This is a genomic window from Paracoccus subflavus (genome assembly GCF_004310345.1).
Taxonomy (GTDB): domain Bacteria; phylum Pseudomonadota; class Alphaproteobacteria; order Rhodobacterales; family Rhodobacteraceae; genus Paracoccus; species Paracoccus subflavus.
Window position 1 is genome coordinate 64825 of sequence record NZ_SISK01000011.1, and the last position, 22379, is coordinate 87203.

Sequence of the window (22379 nt, forward strand, 5' to 3'; positions counted from 1 at the left end):
TGCAGCCCGGTGCCGTCCGGTGCATCCCCCGCCAGATGATGGAGGGTCCGATGCAGACAGACGACATCTCGGACATGAACACGCTGCGCGCCCATATCGACGCGCTTGACGAACAGGTGATCGGCCTGCTGGCACAGCGCCATGCCTTGATCGCCCGCGCCGCTCAGATCAAGAAACAGATCGGCCTGCCCGCCCGCATTGATGACCGGGTCGAGGAAGTTGTCGCAAATGCCGGCCGCCACGCCGCATTGCGCGGGCTGGACCGGACCTTGATCGAGAATATCTGGCGGCAACTGGTCGAGGCTGCGATCGCGCAGGAAGACCGCTATCTGAACGGAGATCGCCCGTGACCGCCACCCCGCCCATGACTGCACGACTGATCGACGGCAAGGCATTCGCCGCCGACCTGCGCGTCCGCATCGCAAGGGAAGTCGCGGCCCTGGAAAAGCGGGGCATCACCCCCGGCCTTGCCGCGGTCCTGGTGGGCGACAATCCGGCAAGCCAGGTCTATGTCCGGTCCAAGGGCCGGATGACGCAGGAGGTCGGCATGAACTCGTTCGAGCACCGCCTGTCCGCAGACACGCCGCAGGCCGACCTGCTGGCGCTGATCGGCCGGTTGAATGCCGATTCGGCGGTGAACGGCATCCTTGTGCAACTGCCCCTGCCACGGCAGATGGACGAATCGGCGGTCATCAATGCCATCGACCCGGCCAAGGATGTGGACGGCTTTCACATCCAGAACGTCGGGCGGCTTGCGACGGGCCAGAAGGCGATGGTGCCCTGCACGCCGCTGGGCTGTCTGATGCTGTTGCGCGATCAGATGGGCGACCTGTCGGGCAAAAGCGCGCTTGTGATCGGGCGCAGCAATATCGTCGGCAAGCCGATGGCCCAGTTGCTGCTGCGTGACAGCGCGACGGTGACGATTGCCCATTCCCGGACCGCCAACCTGCCCGACCTGTGCCGTCAGGCCGACATCATCGTGGCAGCGGTGGGCCAGCCGTGCTTCGTGCAGGGCGACTGGATCAAGCCGGGGGCGACGGTGATCGACGTGGGCATCAACCGGGCCGGTGACCGGCTGATCGGCGACGTGGATTTCGACACGGCCCGCCATGTCGCAGGCGCCATCACCCCCGTCCCCGGCGGCGTCGGTCCCATGACAATCGCCTGCCTGCTGGCCAATACCCTGACCGCCACGGCGCGCGCCAACGGCCTGCCCGATCCCGAAGGGCTGACCCCCTAACTGTCAAACAGGTTGGGCTGCGATGGCTGGGCAGGCGCCGCAAGACCCAGGTGCCGCCAGGCGCCCGCGGTCAGTTGCCGGCCACGGGGGGTCCGGGCGACCAGGCCCTGCTGCAGCAGATACGGCTCGATCACTTCCTCGATCGCATCGCGGCTTTCGGACAGGGCGGCGGACAGGGTTTCCACCCCCACCGGGCCGCCACCGTAATGTTCGGCCATCTGCATCAGGTAACGCCTGTCGGCCCCGTCCAGCCCCATGTCGTCCACGCCCAGACGGGTCAGGGCGGTGTCGGCGATCCGGCGCGTCAGACGGCCGTCGCCCTCGACCAGGGCGAAATCCACCACGCGCCGCAGCAATCGACCGGCGATGCGGGGGGTGCCACGGGCGCGGCGGGCGATTTCGCGCGTGCCGTCGGGTTCGGCGTGGATGCCCATCAGACGCGCGCCCCGCTGCACGATCAGGTCCAGTTCGGCGATCGTATAGAACTCCAGCCGGGTCGGAATGCCGAACCGGTCGCGCAACGGCGTGGTCAGCAGGCCAAGCCGAGTGGTGGCGCCGACCAGCGTGAAGGGCTGCAATTCGATCCGCACGGTCCGCGCGGCAGGCCCTTCGCCGATCACCAGATCCAGTTCGAAATCCTCCATCGCGGGATACAGGATCTCCTCGACCGCCGGATTCATCCGATGGATTTCGTCGATGAACAGCACGTCGCGGGATTCCAGGTTGGTCAGGATCGCGGCCAGATCGCCCGCCCGCGCCAGCACCGGCCCGGATGTCATGCGGAAGTTGACGCCCAGTTCGCGCGCCATGATCTGCGCCAGCGTGGTCTTGCCCAGGCCGGGCGGGCCGAAGAACAACGTGTGATCCATGGCCTTGCCGCGCATCCGGGCGCTTTCGATGAACACGCGCAGGTTCGCGCGCGCATCCGCCTGGCCCACGAATTCGGACAGCATCTGCGGGCGCAGGGCGCGGTCCTCGGTTTCGCCTTCGATGGGTTCGGGGCGCAGGGTGGGATCGGGCTGGATCATCAGCGGCCCCAGGGACCGTCGTCGCGGCCGCTGCGCGGGATCGGCGAACGACGTTCGGCTGCAGCAGGGCCGTGGCCGTTCATCGCCATCAGCCGGGCGATCCGTTCCTCGGTCGGGGGATGGGTGGCAAACAGGCTGTCCATGCGCAACCCGTTCAGCGGGTTGATGATGAACAAGGAGGCCGCCGCCGGGTTCTTTTCCGCCGGAATGTTCAGCGTCCGCCCCGCCAGTTGCGAAATCCGCGCCAGGGCCGAGGCCAGGGCCTGCGGCTGGCCGCTGATCTGCGCGCCTGTCGCGTCGGCCTCGTATTCGCGGGCGCGGGAAATGGCCATCTGCACCATCATCGCGGCCAGCGGCGCAAAGATCATCGCCAGGATCGCGCCCAGGCCACCGCCCCGGTCGTCGCGCCCGCCGGTGAACAGCATCATGTTGCCCATCATGGCAATGGCGCCCGCCATGGTCGCGGTGACGGTCATGGTCAGCGTGTCGCGGTGCTTGATATGGGCCAGTTCATGCGCGATCACGCCCGCAATTTCATCCCGCGACAGGCTGGCGACCAAGCCCTGAGTCACCGCGACCGCAGAGTTTTCCGGGTTGCGGCCCGTCGCGAATGCATTGGGTTGCTGGGTCGGCAAAAGATACAGTTTCGGCATCGGCAGGTCGGCCCGCCGCGCCAGTTCGGCGGTCAGCGCGTAAAGATCGCCGCCCTGTTGCGGCGACAGTTCCACCGCGCCCTGCTGGCGCAGCACCATCTTGTCGCTGTTCCACCAGGAAAAAACGTTCATGCCGCCGGCCAGCACCAGCGCCATGACCGCGCCGCCCTGTCCGCCCAGCATCCAGCCCAGGGCCATGACCAGGGCGGTCATGGCGGCCATCAGGACAAAGACCTTTGCGTTTCCGTGCATCGTCAACCCCCGCGTCATTCCTTGGGCGCAAGCAGGCGCAGCGCCGCCCGGATCAACGCGGGCGTTTGGGCGGTGGGTTCCCGCGCCTGCGCCTCGGCCACGGCCTGGGCCGCTTCGCTGGCAGCATAGCCCAGATTGGTCAGGGCGGACAGCGCCTCGGACGTGGCGCGGGCGGCCAGCATCGCGTCGGACGGTGCGGCGGGCCTGGCTGCGGGGGGCGTGGCGGTTTCGATGACCGCTGCATCGGCCTCGACCATCGTCACGCCCATGTCCACCGACAGCGTCGCGCCCAGGGCCATGATCGCGGGCGCCTTGTCTTTCAGTTCCAGCACCACCCGCTGCGCCAGCTTCGGACCCACACCGTTGGCCTTGCGGACCATGGCCCAGTCACCCAGTGCGATCGCGCGCGCCAGCCCTTCGGGGCCAAGCGTGCCCAGGATCGCCAGCGACACCTTGGCGCCGACGCCCTGCACGCCGGTCAGCAGCCGGTGCCATTCCTTTTCCAGCATCGACGCAAAGCCGAACAGTTGCAGCAGATCCTCGCGCACCATCAGGTCGGTATAAAGCGCGACCGCCTGCCCCACCGGCGGCAGGCTGGCCGCGGTGCGTTCGCTGACATGGACGATATAGCCGACGCCGCGCACGTCGATCAGGACGTGATCGCGGGCCCGATGCAGGATGATCCCGGCGATGCGCCCGATCATGCGGACCGTTCCACGATGCGCAGCGACCGGCCCTGCAGATGGCGGGCATGGCAGATGGCGATGGCCAGCGCGTCGGCCGCGTCGGCGCTGTCGAAGACGACACCGGGAAGCTGGACCTTTACCATGTGCTGCACCTGTTCCTTGCCGGCGTGTCCCACGCCGACCACGGTCTTCTTCACAGCATTCGGGGCGTATTCGCCGATGGCCAGCCCCGCCTCGGCGGGTGCCAGCAGGGCGATGCCGCGTGCCTGTCCCAGCTTCAGCGTGCCGACCGCGTCCTTGTTGACAAAAGTCTGTTCCACCGCCGCGGCATCGGGCGCATGGGCCGCGATCACCCCGCACAGTCCGCGATACAGTTGCGACAGCCGTGTGCCCAGATCGCCCGCCTCGGTCTGGATCACGCCGTTGGCGATATGGCGCAGGCGCGAACCATCGACGGCGATCACGCCCCAGCCCATGTTCCTCAGCCCAGGATCGATGCCCAGAACCCGCATGACGCCCCTTTCGTTTTCCGAAGGACTAGCACGAAAGGCGAACATTTGCCTAGGGGCCTATTCCTCGATCACGTCCAGGACGCCGGGAACGGCGCGCAGGGCCTGGCGGGCGGGGGTGGTCAGGGGGGCATCGTTCGCGACCTCGATCTCGATCACCGTGCCGCCGTCGCGGAGGCGCAGCACAACCGGGCCCCGAGAGCGGGCGGGGACGGTGATCTCGGTCCGGATGCGGGCCAGCGTCTCGGCCAGGCGGGCGATGGTGTCGCCGCCCTGCATCTCGACCGCCAGGCAGCCCGCGCCCGCATCGGCCACCACGTTGTCCAGCAGATCAATCGCATTCGCCAGCATCTTCACCCCATCGCCAGATGGTTCGGCCTTGACCTGCAGGACCACGTTCTGTCCCGGTTCCAGCCGGTCGCGGGATGCCGTCAGCAGGTCGGAAAACACCGTCACCTCGTAAAGCCCGGTCGGGTCGGACAGGCTGACAAAGGCATAGGGCGTGCCCTTGGCCGACTTGCGTTCCATTCGCGCGGCGACCGTGCCGGCGATGCTGGCAACCAGCGGCCCGCCCAGCGCCGCTTGGCCGATTTCGGCCAGGGTCTGGACCTTCTTGCGCCTCAGCGCGGGCAGGTAGTCGTCAAGAGGATGGCCCGACAGATAGAACCCGATGGCCTTGTGCTCCTCGCCCAGCTTTTCGGTGGGCAGCCAGACGGGGGCAATGGGCGCACGGGGCGGCGGCAGATCCTCGCCCCCGCCGAACAGCGATGTCTGGCTGGACGCCGCCTGATCCTGCACCGCCGCCGACCAGGCACACAGCGCATCCAGCCCTTTCAGGATGCGGGCGCGGTTGTCGTCCAGGCCGTCAAAGGCCCCGGCGCGGGCCAGCATTTCCAACGGGCGCTTGCCTACGCGCTTCATGTCCACGCGGCGGGCAAAATCGTGAAGATCGCCGAACGGCGTGTCGCCGCGGGCTTCGTGGATCAGCTTCATCGCCTCGATGCCCACGCCTTTCAATGCGCCGAGGGCGTAGTGGATGCGGCCTTCCTGCACGCTGAAAGTGGGGGCCGACCGGTTCACGCAGGGCGGCACGATCTCGATCCCCATCCGGTCGCATTCGCGTTTGTAGACAGCCAGCTTGTCGGTCAGGTGGATATCGCAGTTCATCACCGCGGCCATGAACTCGACCGGGTGGTTCGCCTTGAGCCACGCCGTCTGATAGCTGACCACGGCATAGGCCGCCGCGTGCGATTTGTTGAAACCGTAGTTGGCGAACTTTTCCAGCAGATCAAAGACCTCGCCCGCCTTCTTGGCGTCCACGCCGTTTGCCACCGCGCCATCGACGAATTTCGGGCGCTCCTTGGCCATTTCGCTGGCGATCTTCTTGCCCATCGCGCGGCGCAGCAGGTCGGCGCCGCCCAGCGAATAGCCCGCCATGACCTGCGCGATCTGCATCACCTGTTCCTGATAGACGATGATGCCCTGCGTTTCGGCCAGGATATGGTCGATGCTGGGATGGATGGATTCCAGTTTCCGCAGGCCGTTCTTGACCTCGCAATAGGTGGGGATGTTCTCCATCGGGCCGGGACGGTACAGCGCCACCAGCGCCACGATATCCTCGATGCAGGTGGGGCGCATCCGGCGCAGCGCGTCCATCATGCCGCTGGATTCCACCTGGAACACGGCAACAGTACGGGCACTGGCGAACAGGTCGTAGCTGGCCTTGTCGTCCAGCGGGATATGGGCGATCTGGTTTTCGGTGCCGGACGGAGGGTCGTAGATCTGTCGCCCGTCCGCCGCGACATGCAGCGGCCGGCCCTGCCCGTTGATCAGGTCCACCGCGTTCTGGATGACGGTCAGCGTCTTCAGGCCCAGGAAGTCGAACTTGACCAGCCCGGCCTGTTCCACCCATTTCATGTTGAACTGCGTGGCCGGCATGTCCGAGGCCGGATCGCGATACAGCGGCACCAGCCGGTCCAGCGGGCGGTCGCCGATCACCACGCCCGCCGCATGGGTGGATGCGTTGCGGTACAGACCTTCCAGCTTTTCGGCGTAATCCAGCAGCCGGGCCACCACCTCCTCGCGCGCGGCCTCGCGCAGGCGGGGTTCGTCGGCGCGGGCACGCGCGATGCTGACGGGCTTGACGCCCTCCAGCGGGATCATCTTGGACAGGCGGTCCACCTGGCCGAATGGCATCTGCAGCACGCGGCCCACGTCGCGCACCGCGGCCTTGGACAGCAGCGCGCCGAAGGTGATGATCTGGCCCACCTTGTCCTTGCCGTAACGGTCCTGGACATAGCGGATCACCTCCTCGCGCCGGTCCATGCAGAAGTCGATGTCGAAATCGGGCATGGACACGCGTTCGGGGTTCAGGAACCGTTCGAACAGCAGGTTATAGCGCAGCGGATCCAGGTCGGTGATGGTCAGCGCATAGGCCACCAGCGACCCCGCCCCCGAACCCCGGCCCGGACCCACGGGAATGTCGTGATCCTTGGCCCATTTGATGAAATCGGCCACGATCAGGAAATAGCCGGGAAAGCCCATCTGCTCGATGATGCCCAGCTCAAACTCCAGCCGGGCCTGGTATTCCTCGACCGGGACGGCATGGGGGATGACGCGCAGCCGCGCCTCCAGCCCGGCGCGGGCCTGACGGCGCAGCTCGTCCACCTCGTCGTCGGCGAATCGGGGCAGGATCGGGGCATGCTTTTTCACCGCAAAGGCGCAGCGGCGGGCGATTTCCACGGTGTTCTCCAGCGCCTCGGGCAGGTCGGCGAACAGCACCGCCATTTCCTCGGCCGACTTGAAGTAATGCTGCGGCGTCAGGCGGCGGCGGGGCTGTGACTGGTCCACATAGGCCTTTTCGGCGATGCAGATCAGCGCGTCATGGGCCTCGAACATGTCGGGCCTGGCGAAATAGACGTCGTTCGTGGCGACCAGCGGCAGGGATTTCGCATAGGCCAGATCGATCAGCCCGGCCTCGGACGCGGCCTCGGCGGCCATCAGATGGCCGTTCTCGCCCGGATGGCGCTGCAGTTCGACGTAAAGCCGGGTCGGAAAGGCTGCGGCCAGCCGGTCGGCCAGGGCATCGGCCCTGTCCCCCTGCCCCTGCGCGATCAGGCAGCCCAGCGGCCCGGCAGGCCCGCCGGTCAGGCAAATCAGCCCCTCGGCATGGGCGCACAACTCGTCCACCGTGACATGCGGCAGGGCGCCGCCATCGCGCAGATACAGGCAGGACGACAGCGCCATCAGGTTCAGCCAGCCCGCCTGATTCTGCGCCAGCAGCACCATCGGCCCGGTGGCATGGCTTGAAATTTCGGGGGCCTGCACGGTGATCTGGCAGCCGATGATCGGCTGGACGCCCTTGTCCATCGCCTTTACGCTGAATTCCAGGGCCGCGAACAGGGCGTTGGTGTCGGTCAGCGCCACGGCCGGCATTCCGGCATCCGCCGCCAGTCCGGGCAGCTTGCCCACCGGGATTGCACCTTCCAGCAACGAATGTTCGGAATGTGTGCGAAGGTGAATGAATCGGGGGGGGTGCGCGGGCATATCCGGTTTTTATCGCGAACTGTCGAAACAGCGCAATTGCCCAAGACCATCCGACCGGGATAAGCAGGACAAGGACTTGACCAAGGGGACAAATTTGACCGACGCGGCAGTTTTCCGGGCACAGGGGATCGGCAAATCCTATCCCGGCGTCCGCGCCAATGATGACGTGTCCTTTTCGGTCGAGGCGGGGGAAATCCACGCCCTGCTGGGCGAGAACGGCGCGGGCAAGTCCACCCTGGTCAAGATGATCTATGGCCTCGTGCGTCCCGATGACGGCGAGATGACGCTGAACGGCCAGCCGCACCAACCTGCCGATCCCCGCGCGGCGCGGGCTGCGGGCGTGGCCATGGTGTTCCAGCATTTTTCGCTGTTCGACGCGCTGACGGTCGCCGAAAACATCGCCCTGGGGATGGAGAACCCGCCCCACCGGCACGCCTTGTCGGCCCGGATCGCGCAGGTCAGCCAGGATTTCGGCCTGCCCCTGAACCCCGCGCGCCGTGTCGTCACCCTGTCGGCGGGCGAGCGCCAGCGGGTCGAGATCATCCGCTGCCTGCTGCAGAACCCGCGCCTGCTGATCATGGACGAACCCACCAGCGTCCTGACCCCGCAAGAGGCCGAGTTGTTGTTCGCCACCCTGCGCAAGCTGGCCGACGGGGGAACGGCGATCCTGTATATCAGCCACAAGCTTGACGAAATCCGCGCCCATTGCGACCGCGCCACGATCCTGCGCCATGGCCGCGTGGTGGACAGTTGCGATCCCCGCGCCCACTCCGCCCGCACCCTGGCGGCAATGATGGTGGGCGGCGAGATGCGCCCCATCGACCGCAGCGGACGCCGGACGGGCGAGGTTCTTTTGCAGGTGCGCGCCCTGTCCCAGCCCGCCCCCACGGCCGAAGGCACGGCGCTGAAGGGCGTTACCCTGACCCTGCGCGCGGGCGAGATCCTGGGCATCGGCGGGGTTGCGGGCAACGGCCAGGACGAGTTGCTGGCCGCGCTGTCGGGCGAGGTTCGCAGCGCCCCCGGCACCGTTCTGCTGGAAGGCGCCGACCTGTCCCGCCTCGGCCCCGAGGGCCGCAGGGTGGCAGGCCTTCTGGCCGCGCCCGAGGACCGGCTGGGCCATGCCGCTGTTCCGGATTTCAGCCTGACGGACAACACGCTGCTGACCGCAGGGGCGCGCAAGGGACTGGTCCGCAAGGGATTGATCGACCGCCCCGCCGCCCGCGCCTATGCCGCCGATGTCATCCGCGCCTTCGACGTGCGCACCCCCGGACCCGGCACCACCGCCAAGGCCCTGTCGGGCGGCAACCTGCAAAAATTCGTCATCGGCCGAGAGGTCATGCAGACCCCCCGCGTGCTGGCGGTGAACCAGCCCACCTGGGGCGTCGATGCGGGCGCCGCCGCCGCCGTGCGCCAGTCGCTGCTGGATCTGGCGCGATCGGGCGCGGGCGTGATCGTGATCTCTCAGGATCTGGATGAACTGCTGGAGCTTTCAGACCGCTTCTGCGCCCTGAACGAGGGCCGCCTGTCCGATCCCGTCACGACCGAGGGGCTGACCCTGGACCGGATCGGCCTGATGCTGGGCGGCGCGCACGGGATGGAGGTCGCCCATCCATGATCCGCCTTGTTCCCCGCACCGAAACCCCTGCCCTGCTGCAGGTCGCCATTCCTCTTCTGGCGGTGCTGGCGACGATGCTGGCGGGCGGCATCCTGTTCGGCGTGATGGGCTATGACCCTGTGGCCGCCATCAAAACGATCTTCTGGGATCCGCTGTTCGGCCCTGCCGCCAGCTATTCCCGCCCGCAACTGCTGGTCAAGGCCGCGCCTCTGATCCTGATCGCCTCGGGCCTTGCAGTGGGCTTTCGCGCAGGCATCTGGAACATCGGGGCCGAAGGGCAATACATCGTCGGCGCCATCACCGGCGCCGCCGTGGCGCTGGCGGCCTATCCTGCCCAAGGCATGTGGATCTTTCCGGCCATGGTCGTGGCGGGCGCAGCCGGCGGCTGGGCCTGGGGGATGGTTCCTGCCCTGCTGCGCAACTGGTTCGGCGCCTCGGAAATCCTTGTGTCGCTGATGCTGGTCTATGTCGCGCAGCGTATCGCGGCCTGGATGGCCTTTGGCCCGATGAAGAACCCCGAAGGCTTCGGCTTTCCGGGATCGCGCAACCTGCAGCAGTATCCCCCGGCCTCGAATCCCGAACTGGTCGCCGGAACGGGCGCGCATTGGGGCGTGGTCGCCGCGGCCGCAGCCGTTCTGGCGACCTGGTTCCTGATGTCGCGCCATATCCGCGGCTTCCATCTCCGCGCGGCGGGACTGGCCCCCCGCGCCGCCCGCTTTGCCGGGGTCCGCCCCGAAACGCTTGTCGCATTCTGCCTGGGGCTCTCGGGCGCCTTGGCCGGCATGGCCGGACTGTTCGAGGTCGCTGGCCCCGCAGGCCAGATCACCGACAAGGTGGGCGTGGGTTATGGCTTTACCGCCATCATCGTGGCCTTTCTGGGGCGGCTGCATCCGGTGGGCATCCTGCTGGCCGGACTTTTGCTGGCCCTGACCTATATCGGCGGCGAACTGGCGCAGTTGACGATGAACCTGCCCGCCGCCACCGTGCAGGTGTTCCAGGGGATGCTGCTGTTCTTCCTGCTGGGATTCGACCTTCTGACCCGTTACCGCATCGCCCGAAGGATCACGGCATGATCGACCCCGTCGCCCTGTTCGTGCTGCTTCTGTCGGCATCGACCCCGATCCTGTTCGCCGCGCTTGGCGAACTGGTCGTCGAACGCGCGGGCGTGCTGAACCTGGGGGTCGAGGGGATGATGATCACCGGCGCCCTGGCCGGTTTCGCCGCCGCCTATCACACGGGCAATCCCTTTGTGGGCTTTGCCGCGGCTGCCTTGGGCGGGGCGCTGATCGCCATGCCCTTTGCCGCCCTGACCCAGTTCCTGCTGTCGAACCAGGTCGCCTCGGGCTTGGCGCTGACGCTGTTCGGCCTGGGCCTTGCCGCGCTGTTCGGCAAGCCGATGGAGGGGGTCAAGGCCCCCGCCATGGCGGCCGGGCCGCTGGGCCTGAACTGGATCGTCTGGCTGGGGCTGCTGATGGTGCCCGCGATCTGGTGGTTCCTGAACCGGTCCCGCACGGGGCTGGTGTTGCGGGGCGTCGGCGAAAACCATGATGCCGCCCATGCCTTGGGCTACGACGTCCGCCGGGTGCGCATCGCGGCGATCGCCTTTGGCGGGGCCATGGCGGGGATCGGCGGGGCCTTCATCTCGATCGCGACCGTGCTGCAATGGACCGAAGGGATGACCGCCGGCGCGGGATGGATCGCGCTGGCGATCGTGGTATTCTCGAACTGGACCGCACCGGGCGTTCTGGCGGGCGCCTGGCTGTTCGGCGGCGTCACCGTGCTGCAACTGCGCCTTCAGGCGGCGGGCGTCCGGGTTCCGGTGCAGCTTTTGTCCATGGCGCCTTACCTGGCAACCATCATCGTGCTGGTCGCCATCTCGGCCCGGCAGAAATTCAGCCGCCGCGCGGGCACTGCCGCCCCCGGATCGCTGGGTCAGGATTTTCACGCCCTGCGCTGAACGCCGGGTTTCAACTGAGAGGGAAACATGAACCGCAGACAGCTTATCGCCAGCGTCGCCGCCGTGACGACGATCAGCCTTGCCGCGCCGACCTGGGCGCAGGACGAACCGCTGAAGGTCGGCTTCATCTATGTCGGCCCGGTCGGCGACGGCGGCTGGACCTATCAGCACGACCAAGGCCGCCTGGCGGTCGAGGAGGAGTTCGGCGATCGCGTGGAAACCACCTTTATCGAAAGCGTCCCCGAAGGCGCCGATGCCGAACGGGCCATCACCCAGTTGGCGCTGGCCGGCAACAAGCTGATCTTCACCACCAGCTTCGGCTTTATGGACCCCACCATCAACGTTGCGGCCAAGTTCCCGGACGTGAAGTTCGAGCACGCCACCGGCTACAAGCGGGCCGAGAACGTCGCCACCTATGACGCGCGCTTTTATGAGGGCCGCGCGGTGATCGGCACCATCGCGGGCCGGATGACCAAATCCAACAAGATCGGCTATATCGGGTCGTTCCCGATCCCCGAAGTGATCCAGGGCATCAACAGTGCCTTCATTCATGCCCGCAAGGTGAATCCGGATGTCGAAATGCGCGTCGTCTGGGCCTATAGCTGGTTCGATCCCGCCAAAGAGGCCGATGCCGCCGCCGCCCTTCTGGCAGAGGGCGTCGACGTGATCATGCAGCACACGGATTCGACCGCCCCGCTGGCCAAGGCGCAGGAAGCCGGCGCCATAGGCTTTGGCCAGGCCAGCGACATGGCGGCCTTTGCCCCGACCCCGCGCGTGTCCTCGATCATCGACAACTGGGCGCCTTACTACATCAAGCGCGTCGGTCAGGTTCTGGACGGCACCTGGACATCCGAGGCGACCTGGGCCGGCATCGGCGACGGCGAGGTCGTGATCGGAGAGATCACCGAGGCCGTGCCCGCCGAGGTCAAGGCCGAAGCCGAGGCGCTGCGTGACCGGATCGGCGCGGGCGAATACCATCCCTTCACCGGCCCGCTGAACAAGGCCGACGGATCGGCCTGGCTCGCCGACGGCCAGGTTGCCAAGGACGAGGAACTGTCGGGCATGAACTTCTATGTCGAAGGGATCACGGCCGAGATTCCGCAATAGGGGAAAAAAGGGGGCGCTGCCCCCGTCCCTGCGGGACTCCCCCGGGATATTTGGATCAAGGCAAAACATGAATGACGCCCCGCTTCCAACAGGAAACGGGGCGCTTTGCCTTGAACGGTCATCGGCGTCCCCGCCTGTACCGCAGCTTCGATATTACCCGGCGCAGGTTAAGAAAGCCTTTCGGTCTTTGCCTTGACCGAAATATCCTACGGGGTGAGGAGCGCCCGGAAAAAGGTCCAGTGGACCTTTTCCAGCGACGAACGCGCGTCAGCGCGGCGGGGGCGCAAAGCCCCCTTCTGTTTCATCCCATCCGTTCACTGGCATAGCTTCCGGGCGACGGGGGAAAGACCACGGTCTTTTCGCCGTTTAGGAACACCTGGCCATGGATATGGGCGTGGATGGCGCGGGCCAGAACCTGCGCCTCGACATCGCGACCCAAAGACACATAGTCCCCGGTTGATTGGGCATGGGTCACGCGTACCGTGTCCTGTTCGATGATCGGGCCTTCGTCCAGGTCGGCGGTCACGTAATGGCTGGTCGCGCCGATCAGCTTGACCCCGCGTTCATAGGCCTGCTTGTAGGGATTTGCGCCCTTGAAGCTGGGCAGGAAGCTGTGATGGATGTTGATGATCCGGCCCGACATGGCCTGGCACATCTCGTCCGACAGAACTTGCATGTAGCGAGCCAGAACGATCAGTTCGGCCCCCGTCTCGCGGACGATGCGCATCTGATCGGCCTCGGCCTGGGCCTTGGTTCCGGGCGTGACCTTGATGCAGTAATAGGGCAGATCGTGGTTCACCACGACCTTCTGATAGTCCATGTGGTTGGAAATCACCGCAACGATGTCGATGGGCAGGGCGCCGATCCGCCAGCGATACAGCAGGTCGTTCAGGCAATGGCCGAACCGGCTGACCATGATGACCACCTTTTTCTTCACCGCATCGTCGCTGAACTCGGATTCCATCCCGAAGCGTTCGGCGATGGGGGCGATCCCGTCCTGCAACTGGTCCAGCGTGGCCTTGCCTTCGGATCGGAACCGGACGCGCATGAAGAACCGGCCGGTTTCGGTGTCGTCGAACTGCGCGCTGTCGGTGATGTTGCAATCATGCCCGGCCAGAAAGCCGGAAATGGCCGCCACGATCCCGCGGGTCGAACGACAGGTGACGCGCAGCGTGTAACTGTTCATGGAGGGTTCCGCTTTCCTGGCTGTCTGGTAACGCCATTTCGGATGATCGCAGCGGAATGACAATCATGTTTCCGACACCGCCGGGGGGCGTTGCGACATCCCCCCGGCGGCGTGCCTGAATCAGGCGGCAGGCATCCGCGCCTCGACCATGCCGGCGTACCAACTGGACCCCGCCGGGATCGCGTCGTCGTTGAAATTATAGGCCGGGTGATGGACCATCGCCGTGTCGCCGTTGCCCACGAAGATATAGGCGCCCTGCCGTTCGTTCAGCATGTAGCTGAAATCCTCGCCCCCCATCATCGGCTGCATCGACAGGTTCACGTCGCCCGCGATGTCGCGCGCGACCTCGGCCGCCCATTCGGTCGCCTGTTCGTCGTTCATCGTGACCGGATAGCCCCGCTGGTAATCGACCTGGGCACTCGCCCCCATTGCGGCTGCGACGTTTGTGGCAATCCGGGCGATACCTTCCTCGAGCTGGTCGCGGACGCCGGGGTCCAGGCTGCGCGCCGTGCCCTTCAGCCTGACCACCTGGGGGATCACGTTATGCGCCGTCGAATCGGTGGAGACCACGCAGACCGAGATCACGGCGTTTTTCAGCGGATCCACATTGCGAGAAACGACCGATTGCAGCGCCACGATGATCTGCGCGGCGGTCAGGGTGGTGTCGATGCATTCGTGCGGCTTGGCCGCGTGCCCGCCCTTGCCGGTCACGATGATGTCGAACTGGTCGGCCGCCGCCATCATCGGGCCGGGCTTGATCGAGAAGCTGCCGACCGGCATTCCCGGCATGTTGTGCATCCCGTAGAATTCCTGGATGTTCCAGCGGCTGACAAGCCCGTCCTTGACCATCGCGTCGCCGCCGCCGCCGCCTTCTTCGGCAGGCTGGAAGATCACCACCGCGGTGCCGTCGAAATTGCGCGTCTCGGCCAGGTATTTCGCGGCGCCCAGCAGCATGGCGGTATGGCCGTCATGGCCGCAGGCGTGCATCTTGCCGGGTGTCTTGGACGCATAGTCCAGACCGGTCTGCTCAATGATCGGCAAGGCGTCCATGTCGGCGCGCAAGCCCACCACGCGGCCCTGGCTGTCGGTCCTGCCCTTGATGACCCCGACCACGCCGGTCCGGCCCACGCCCTCGACCACCTCGTCGCAGCCGAACTCGCGCAGCAATTGGGCCACGCGGCCCGCCGTGCGGTAGACATCGTAGAGCAGTTCGGGATGTTCGTGAAAATCGCGCCGCCAGGCGGTGATTTCGGGCAGAAGTTCGGCAAAGCGGTTCTTGACGGGCATTCAGTATCTCCTTTGCGACAGTGTGGCCCGCACGGGCCGTTGCTGCAAGAGGGGGTGGCGGGGCCGCAGGGTTAACACTCTGTTAACGCATCCACCCTAAGAATCACGGGCAATGCAGGTTAGCGCTAAAGGCTTGTCGCGGGGCCATGGGACCAATCGGTCTGAGCCCCCGAAACCTGCCCCCCCGCTGGATCAGGATCATTCGCCCATGCTTGCCGATCTGATTGTTGTCCTGAACCAGTTCGGCCTTGTGTCGATCTGCTCGCTGCTGGCCGGTGCGGTGATCCGCTGCGGAACGGGGCCGGAAAAGCTGAAGATGGCGGCGGTGGGGGTCGTGTTCGGCCTTGGATGCTGCGCCGCGATGCTCTCGCCGCTTCGGTTGGAGGATGGGGTGTTTTTCGACCTGCGCAGCCTGTTCATCGGGTTGAGCACGGGGTTGTTCGGGCTGGTTCCCGGACTGCTGACGCTGGGTTTCGGGATCGCGTTCCGGCTGGAACTTGGGGGTGCCGGGGTCGAGCCAGGGGTCACCTCGATGCTGGGAACCTGGGTGCTGTGCCTGGTGTGGCGGATTGCCTTTGGGCCGACGCTGCGTCAGGGGCGCGGGGCAGTTCCGGCCCTGGTGATGCTGGGCGCTGCCATGTCCCTGTCGATCCTGGCGGGGTTGCTTCATTCACCGGACCTCATCATCCGGGCATTGCGGAACGGCTTCATAGGCTGGCTCATGCTGGGCGACATGGTCGGCGCGGTGTTTCTGGGCACCCTGATCCTGGGGGTGTTGGACACGATCAGCCGGGAAAAGACCTTTTCGCGCCTGGCGATGACCGATCCGCTGACGGGCCTGCTGAACCGGCGCGGATTGGACACGGCCTATGAGGCGTGGCAGCAGGGGGCCCACAGCCGCGCGGGTGCGCTGATCGTCACGATCGACATCGATGCGTTCAAGCAGTTCAACGACGAGAACGGGCACCCGCTGGGCGACAAGGCCCTGATCGCCGTGGCCGACGCGATCCGCGACAGCCTGCGGGATGGCGACCTGGGCGCGCGGATCGGCGGGGACGAATTCCTGATGGTCGTCCGCGATGTTGCCCCCGACGACAGCCGCCTGATTCGCAGCCGCATCCACGGCACCCTTGCCGAGGTGCATGTCGCGACCCGGACCGGCGATCGCCGTCCGATCCGCCTCTCCATCGGCAGCAGCTACATTCTGGCATCGGCCCCGCTGCGGGATGGATCGAACCTGTCGGACCAGCAGATGTATCGCGAAAAGCGGCGGGGCCGCGCGTCCCTGACCGCCGAGGAGCGGTCGGCAGACAGCACCATCGCCCCGGGCCGCGAGACGCCAGAGGCGCCGGTCCTGGCCGAATGACCCGTGGTTCCAGCCGGGGTCAGTGGTGGGTCGAAGGTTCCACCAGAACCTTGTGGCCCGGCGCGACCTCTCGGTACACGGACGGCGCCGCCTGATAGTCCACGGGATGGATCGGCGACGGAATCGGCTTGAACTTCAGATCCTCGCTGATCTTCTTCTGACGGGGATCGGCCACCGGAACCGCCGCCATCAACTGTCGGGTATAGTTGTGCTGCGGGTTTTCAAAGACCTGTCGGCGGGTGCCCATTTCCACGATCCGGCCCAGATACATGACGCCGACGTGATGACTGACGCGTTCGACCACCGCCATGTCATGACTGATGAACAGCATGGAAATGCCCAGGTCGCCCTGCAATTCCATCAGCAGGTTCAGCACCTGCGCCTGCACGGACACGTCCAGCGCGGACACGGCCTCGTCGGCGATGATCAGCTTGGGGTTCAGGGCCAGGGCGCGGGCGATGGCGATGCGCTGGCGCTGGCCGCCCGACATCTCGTGCGGGTAACGGCGCATGAAGCTGCGCGGCAGTTCCACGCGGTCGAACAGCGCGGCGATGCGGTCCTTGCGTTCCGACCGGCTGCCGATGCCGAAATTCTCTAGCGGTTCGGCCACCTGGTCATACAGCTTCATGTGCGGATCCAGGCTGGCGAAGGGATCCTGAAAGATCATCTGCATGTCGCGCCGCGCCCGCCGCAGGTCGCCGGGCGACAGGGCCAGGATGTCGGTACCATCAAGCGACACCCGGCCCGATTCCGGTTCCACCAGCCGCAGGATCGACCGGCCGCAGGTGGATTTGCCGCAGCCCGACTCCCCCACCAATGACAGCGTTTCGCCCGCATTGATGGTCAAGCTGACATCCTCGACCGCGTGGACGCGGGCCATGGTGCGGCGCAACAGGCCGCCCTTGACCGGAAAGCGGGTGGTGAGGTTCCGGACCGTCAGCAGGGGCCGGGGATCCTTGACGATGATCGGTTCGGGTGCAGAGACGCTGCCGTCGCGCATCAGGCGCATCCGTTCGGGGGCGGACTTGCCGGTCATCTCGCCCAGGCGCGGGACGGCGGCCAGCAGCATCTTGGTATAATCCTCGCGCGGGTTCTCGAAGATCTGCGCGACCGGGCCTTCCTCGACCTTGTTGCCGCGATACATGACGACCACCCGGTCGGCCATCTGCGCCACCACCGCCATGTCATGGGTGATGAAAAGAACGGCAATCTGCTTTTCACGCTTCAGCCGGTCGATCAGCGCCAGGATTTCCGCCTGGATGGTCACGTCCAGCGCGGTCGTGGGTTCGTCGCAGATCAGCAGACGCGGCTCGCAGGCCATGGCGATGGCGATCACGACGCGCTGGCGCATCCCGCCAGACAGTTCGTGCGGATACTGATCCAGCCGGCGTTCGGGTTCGGGGATGCGGACCTGGCGCAGAATTTCCAGCGCGCGGGCGCGGGCATCGGACTTTTTCAGGCCGCGGTGAACGATCAGCCCCTCGGTCAACTGCTCGCCCACGGTGAAGACCGGGTTCAACGCCGTCATCGGTTCCTGGAAGATCATGCCGATCTGGTTGCCCCGGATGTCGCGCATGGCGGGCAGGGACTGCTGCGCCAGGTCGATCACGCGCCCGTCGTCGGCTTCGAACATCAGGCGTCCGCCGGCGATGGTGCCGCCGCCGAATTCCACCAGCCGCATCAGCGACAGGGAACTGACCGATTTGCCCGACCCGGATTCGCCCACCACGCAGACGCATTCGCCCGGCTTGATATCAAAGGTGACATCCCTGACGCCCACCACGACGCCGTCCGAGGTTTCGAATTCGACCCGCAGGTTTTCGATGGAAACAAGCGGCTTGTCATCCAGCATCAGGCGGCCCCGTTGAATGCGTTTCGGCAAGGCTAGCCGTGCCTTGCCGAAAGTCAAAGCCGAAAGAACCGATGTGACGTTGCGCGATAGCGCTTGCTTTCCCGAGAGGCTTGGATTGAAACTGATGTCATTCCGCAAGGCCCATGGGCGGGACATATTCCCGATGACCCGAGGGAAACAAGAACATAAACCCGGCAAGGGTTCAGAACCGTTCGGACCGGCCCTGCGGGTCGCAACTTCCGACAGGAGAGATCGATGAAAACAAGAACCGTGTTGTTGGGCGCAGTTGCCTCTTTTGCGATGGCGTCCGCCGCGATGGCGGAACGGGGCAGCGACGGCGCCCTGAACATCATCATGTGGCAGGCCCCGTCCACAATGAACCCCTATCTGTCCGGGGGCACCAAGGAAATCATCGCCTCCAGCATGACGCTGGAACCCCTGGCGGGAATGACGCCCGAGGGGGAGCATTACACCCGCCTTGCGGCCGAGATCCCGACGCTGGAAAACGGCGGCATCGCCGAGGATCTGAAATCGGTCACCTGGAAATTGCAGGAAGGGCTGAAGTGGTCCGACGGCAGCCCTGTCACGGCCGAGGACGTGGTCTTTACCGGCCAGTACTGCATGGACCCCAACGGCGGCTGTTCGCAACTGGCCAAGTTCGAGGGGATCGAGTCCATCGAGGCGGTCGATGATCTGACCGTCAGGATCAATTTCACCGACGCCATGCCCGATCCCTATTCGGCCTTCGTCGGCTCGCAGTCGCCGATCCTGCAAAAGGTCCAGTTCGAGAACTGCCTGGGCGCCAATGCCCCGACCTGTACGGACCAGAACTTCAACCCGATCGGCACCGGCCCGTTCCGGGTGACGCAGTTCCTGACCAACGACGTCATCACCTTCGAGGCCAACCCCGAATACCGCGATCCGGCCAAGCCCGCCTTTGCCACCGCGACCGTCAAGGGCGGCGGCGATGCGGCGGCAGCCGCGCGCGCGGTTCTGGAAACGGGCGAGTTCGACTATGCCTGGAACACCCAGCTTGCCCCCGACGTGATCGCCGGGATGGAACAGATGGGCCGAGGCAAGGTCAGCGCGGCCTTTGGCAGCCTTGTGGAACGCATCCATGTCAACCTGACCGATCCGTCGTCGTCCCACCCCGAAGGCGAGCGTTCGACCGAGGCCCACCCCCACCCCTTCCTGACCGATCCGGCCGTGCGCCAAGCGCTGTCCATGGCCATCGACCGCCAGTTGTTGACGGAAATCGGCTATGGCACATCGGGCCAGCCCACCTGCAACTATGTCCCCGCGCCCGAGGCCTGGGCGTCCGACAACACCGAATGCCTGACCCAGGACATCGAAGGCGCCAAGGCGCTGCTGGAGGAAGCCGGCTGGACCGTGGGCGGCAACGGCATCCGCGAAAAGGACGGCGTGCAACTGCGCATGGTTTACCAGACCTCGGTCAACGCGGTGCGCCAGGACTTTCAGGCGCTGATCAAGCAGTGGTGGTCGGAAATCGGCATCGAGACCGAACTCAAGACCATCGACGCCTCGGTATTCTTCGGCTCGGACCCCGGCTCGCCGGACACGCTGCAGAAATTCTATGCCGACGTGCAGATGTATGCCGACAACTTCGAGGGCGGCAATCCCGCGCCCTATCTGGCAAAGTGGACTTGCGACAAGGCCCCCAGCCCCGCGAACCAGTGGCAGGGTGAAAACATCAGCCGTTACTGCGACCCGGCCTATGACGAACTGATGGCCGAACTGTCGCGGACCGTGGATCCGGCCGAACGCGCCGAGATCGGCAAGCGGCTGAACGACATGCTGACCAAGGAAAGCAACGCGATCATCCCGCTGGTTTATCGCGGCACCGCCTCGGCCCATTCCAACACCTTGGGCGGCGTGCAACTGAACGCCTGGGATTCCGAGATGTGGAACGTCGCCGACTGGACCCGCGTCAGCCAGTGACGTTGGCAGGCCCTGCGATCCGTCGCGGGGCCGCACAGGGCGCGGGCCGCATCCAGGGCGGCCTGCGCCATCCGATTCCGCCTGATCGAGGCATACGATGCTGACATTCACCATCCGGCGCCTGCTGCTGGCCATCCCGACGCTGCTGTTCATTTCGCTGGTGATCTTTCTGCTGCTCGAGGCCTCGCCCGGCGATCCGCTGGCCGACGTTCCCCTGACGGTCCCGCCCGAGGTCCGCGAGCGCATGCGCGAGGCCCTGGGCCTGGGGTCGCCCTGGTATGTGCGCTATGTCCTGTGGCTGAAGCAGTTCTTCTGGGTGGAACCGCTCTACTGGTTCGACCAAGCTTTCGGCACGCAGTTCAGCGCCGGGATGCAGCGCATCATCAGCTTCCAGTCGCGCAGCCCGGTTTTCGACATCATCGCACAGCGCGTGCCGCAGACGCTGACCGTCGTGGGGTTCAGCTATCTGGTCGGCATCCTGATCGCGATCCCCATCGGCATCCTGTCGGCCTACAGGCAATATTCCTGGTTCGACCAGATCGGCACCTTCGTGTCGATGATCGGCTTTTCGATGCCCACGTTCTTCACGGGGGTGGTTCTGATCATCATTTTCGGGGTCAAGCTGCAATGGTTCCCCTCGGTCTATGACACCACCCTGGTGGTGCGCGACTGGGACAGCTTTCTGGCGCAGGTGCGGCAGATGATCATGCCGGTGACGGTTCTGGCGCTCTACAACGCGGCGCAGATCAGCCGCTTCATGCGCGCCTCCATGCTGGACAACCTGCGGCAGGACTATGTCCGCACCGCCCGCGCCAAGGGCCTGTCAGAGCGGACCGTGGTGCTGAAGCATGTCCTGCGCAACAGCCTGATCCCGGTGATCACCGTGATCGCACTGGGCCTGCCGACGGTGTTTGGCGGCGCCATCATCACCGAACAGGTCTTCAAGGTGAACGGCCTGGGCCAGTTGCTGATCACCGCGATCCACGGCAACGACATTCCCATGGTGCTGACGCTGACATTCATGTTCGCGATCCTGATCGTGCTGTTCACCCTGATCGCCGACATTCTGTACGGCATCCTTGATCCGAGGATCCGCTATGACTGAGACGGAGCGCCAGCACCAACTGAGCGTGGCCGAAACGGTTGACGCGGCCGCCGCTCAGGCCGGGGCCGCCACCGCCCTGCCGCCCGACGACCCCCTTCATGCCGGAGGTGAGACGCGCAGCCAGTGGCGCGACATCTGGCGCCAGTTCCGCAGCCACAAGGGCGCCATTGTGGCGCTGGTGCTGTTCGTGGGGATCATCCTGTTTGTTCTGGTGGGTCCGCTGATCTGGACCATCGACCCGACTTATGTGGACATCCGCGCGCGCAATTCGGGCTTTTCGGCGGCCCATCCGCTGGGTACCGACCAGTTGGGCCGCGACATGCTGGCGCGGCTGATGGCGGGGGGGCAGGTGTCCATCGCGGTCGGCCTGACCGCCATGATCATCGCGGTGTCGCTGGGCAGCCTGATCGGTCTGCTGTCGGGCTATTTCCGGCGGCTGGATGCGCCCCTGATGCGGCTGACGGAACTGTTCCTGGCCCTGCCGCTGCTGCCGCTGCTGCTGCTGATGGTGACGCTGTTCCGCGAGCCCCTGTCGCAGAACTTCGGCCCGGCCCTGGGCATCTTCATCCTGATCGTGTCGGCCATCGGCGCGACAAGCTGGATGCAGGCCGCGCGCATCGTGCGCGGCGACGTTCTGGGCCTGAAGGAACGCGAGTTCATCCTGGCCGCCAAATCCATCGGCACGCCCGCCCACCGCATGATCCTGCGCCACGTCCTGCCCAATGTCCTTTCGCCCATCATGGTGGCCGCGACCCTGGGCATCGCCACGGCGATCATCACCGAAAGCGCGCTGAGTTTCCTCGGCCTGGGCTTTCCGCCCGATTTCCCGACCTGGGGGCGGCTGCTCTATGACGCGGTGGACCAGATGATCCAGTATCCGTCGCGGGTGATCCTGCCGGGGGTGTTCATTTCGCTGACGGTTCTGTGCGTGAACTATATCGGCGACGGGCTGCGCGACGCGATGGACCCCCGCATCCGAGGACGCTAATTCGCGCCCGACGTGAACGAAGGCGGAACATGGGCTTTCCATG

Annotated in this window: 18 protein-coding genes; 10 read left to right on the forward strand and 8 right to left on the reverse strand. The window is 65.8% G+C overall.

Annotation, left to right across the window (positions count from 1 at the left end; all coding sequences use genetic code 11):
• Nucleotides 1-50: 50 nt before the first annotated feature.
• Nucleotides 51-350, forward strand: a complete 300-nt coding sequence (locus EYE42_RS13520) for a chorismate mutase (RefSeq protein WP_246020800.1) — start codon at nucleotides 51-53, stop codon at nucleotides 348-350.
• Nucleotides 351-364: 14 nt separating this feature from the next.
• Complete coding sequence (gene folD / locus EYE42_RS13525; protein WP_130991890.1) at nucleotides 365-1240, forward strand: bifunctional methylenetetrahydrofolate dehydrogenase/methenyltetrahydrofolate cyclohydrolase FolD; 876 nt, start codon at nucleotides 365-367, stop codon at nucleotides 1238-1240.
• Here the strand turns inward: folD and ruvB are convergent.
• Genes ruvB through dnaE form a run of 5 tightly spaced genes read right to left on the reverse strand, consistent with a single transcriptional unit; the run spans nucleotide 1237 to nucleotide 7914 of the window.
• Entirely contained in the window at nucleotides 1237-2268 is a 1032-nt protein-coding gene (gene ruvB, locus EYE42_RS13530; RefSeq protein WP_130991850.1) for a Holliday junction branch migration DNA helicase RuvB, read from the reverse strand. The two genes, folD and ruvB, sit on opposite strands and share 4 nt — an antisense overlap.
• Nucleotides 2268-3173 carry a zinc metalloprotease HtpX gene (gene htpX, locus EYE42_RS13535; protein ID WP_130991851.1) on the reverse strand — a complete coding sequence of 302 codons (906 nt, stop codon included), beginning with the start codon at nucleotides 3171-3173 and terminating at the stop codon, nucleotides 2268-2270. The genes ruvB and htpX overlap by 1 nt, the downstream gene beginning before the upstream one ends.
• Nucleotides 3174-3187: 14 nt before the next feature.
• On the reverse strand, nucleotides 3188-3877 hold the full coding sequence (gene ruvA / locus EYE42_RS13540) for a Holliday junction branch migration protein RuvA (protein ID WP_130991852.1): 690 nt from the start codon (nucleotides 3875-3877) through the stop codon (nucleotides 3188-3190).
• A complete protein-coding gene (gene ruvC / locus EYE42_RS13545) occupies nucleotides 3874-4371 on the reverse strand; it encodes a crossover junction endodeoxyribonuclease RuvC (protein ID WP_130991853.1) in 498 nt (165 codons plus the stop codon). The genes ruvA and ruvC overlap by 4 nt, the downstream gene beginning before the upstream one ends.
• 57 nt (nucleotides 4372-4428) lie before the next feature.
• Nucleotides 4429-7914 carry a DNA polymerase III subunit alpha gene (gene dnaE, locus EYE42_RS13550; protein ID WP_130991854.1) on the reverse strand — a complete coding sequence of 1162 codons (3486 nt, stop codon included), beginning with the start codon at nucleotides 7912-7914 and terminating at the stop codon, nucleotides 4429-4431.
• A gap of 76 nt (nucleotides 7915-7990) precedes the next feature.
• Here dnaE and EYE42_RS13555 point away from each other — a divergent pair, with 76 nt between their 5' ends.
• From EYE42_RS13555 to EYE42_RS13570, 4 genes are read left to right on the forward strand one after another with little or no spacing between them, the layout of a single operon-like run.
• On the forward strand, nucleotides 7991-9529 hold the full coding sequence (locus EYE42_RS13555; protein WP_246020802.1) for an ABC transporter ATP-binding protein: 1539 nt from the start codon (nucleotides 7991-7993) through the stop codon (nucleotides 9527-9529).
• Nucleotides 9526-10602, forward strand: coding sequence for an ABC transporter permease (locus EYE42_RS13560; RefSeq protein ID WP_130991856.1), 1077 nt, complete (start codon nucleotides 9526-9528; stop codon nucleotides 10600-10602). Before EYE42_RS13555 ends, EYE42_RS13560 begins: the two co-directional genes overlap by 4 nt.
• The gene (locus EYE42_RS13565; protein WP_130991857.1) at nucleotides 10599-11486 is read left to right on the forward strand and encodes an ABC transporter permease; all 888 of its coding nucleotides are present in this window, start codon (nucleotides 10599-10601) and stop codon (nucleotides 11484-11486) included. The genes EYE42_RS13560 and EYE42_RS13565 overlap by 4 nt, the downstream gene beginning before the upstream one ends.
• Nucleotides 11487-11513: 27 nt before the next feature.
• Entirely contained in the window at nucleotides 11514-12593 is a 1080-nt protein-coding gene (locus EYE42_RS13570; RefSeq protein ID WP_130991858.1) for a BMP family ABC transporter substrate-binding protein, read from the forward strand.
• Nucleotides 12594-12894: 301 nt separating this feature from the next.
• Here EYE42_RS13570 and purU read toward each other — a convergent pair whose 3' ends face one another.
• Nucleotides 12895-13779: a formyltetrahydrofolate deformylase gene (purU, locus tag EYE42_RS13575; protein ID WP_130991859.1), complete on the reverse strand. Its 885-nt coding sequence runs from the start codon at nucleotides 13777-13779 to the stop codon at nucleotides 12895-12897.
• A 120-nt stretch (nucleotides 13780-13899) separates the two neighbouring features.
• Nucleotides 13900-15066: a M20 aminoacylase family protein gene (locus EYE42_RS13580; protein ID WP_130991860.1), complete on the reverse strand. Its 1167-nt coding sequence runs from the start codon at nucleotides 15064-15066 to the stop codon at nucleotides 13900-13902.
• Between the two features lie 208 nt (nucleotides 15067-15274).
• Between EYE42_RS13580 and EYE42_RS13585 the strand changes: the two genes are divergently transcribed.
• A complete protein-coding gene (locus tag EYE42_RS13585) occupies nucleotides 15275-16432 on the forward strand; it encodes a GGDEF domain-containing protein (RefSeq protein WP_165455794.1) in 1158 nt (385 codons plus the stop codon).
• Nucleotides 16433-16451: 19 nt separating this feature from the next.
• Here EYE42_RS13585 and EYE42_RS13590 read toward each other — a convergent pair whose 3' ends face one another.
• Nucleotides 16452-18284, reverse strand: a complete 1833-nt coding sequence (locus tag EYE42_RS13590; RefSeq protein ID WP_170309512.1) for an ABC transporter ATP-binding protein — start codon at nucleotides 18282-18284, stop codon at nucleotides 16452-16454.
• Between the two features lie 255 nt (nucleotides 18285-18539).
• Here EYE42_RS13590 and EYE42_RS13595 point away from each other — a divergent pair, with 255 nt between their 5' ends.
• The 3 genes from EYE42_RS13595 (at nucleotide 18540) to EYE42_RS13605 (ending at nucleotide 22336) form a co-directional block, all read left to right on the forward strand.
• Complete coding sequence (locus EYE42_RS13595) at nucleotides 18540-20243, forward strand: peptide ABC transporter substrate-binding protein (protein WP_130991862.1); 1704 nt, start codon at nucleotides 18540-18542, stop codon at nucleotides 20241-20243.
• A gap of 97 nt (nucleotides 20244-20340) precedes the next feature.
• Nucleotides 20341-21348, forward strand: a complete 1008-nt coding sequence (locus tag EYE42_RS13600; protein ID WP_130991863.1) for an ABC transporter permease — start codon at nucleotides 20341-20343, stop codon at nucleotides 21346-21348.
• Nucleotides 21341-22336: an ABC transporter permease gene (locus EYE42_RS13605; protein ID WP_130991864.1), complete on the forward strand. Its 996-nt coding sequence runs from the start codon at nucleotides 21341-21343 to the stop codon at nucleotides 22334-22336. The genes EYE42_RS13600 and EYE42_RS13605 overlap by 8 nt, the downstream gene beginning before the upstream one ends.
• Nucleotides 22337-22379: the final 43 nt, after the last annotated feature.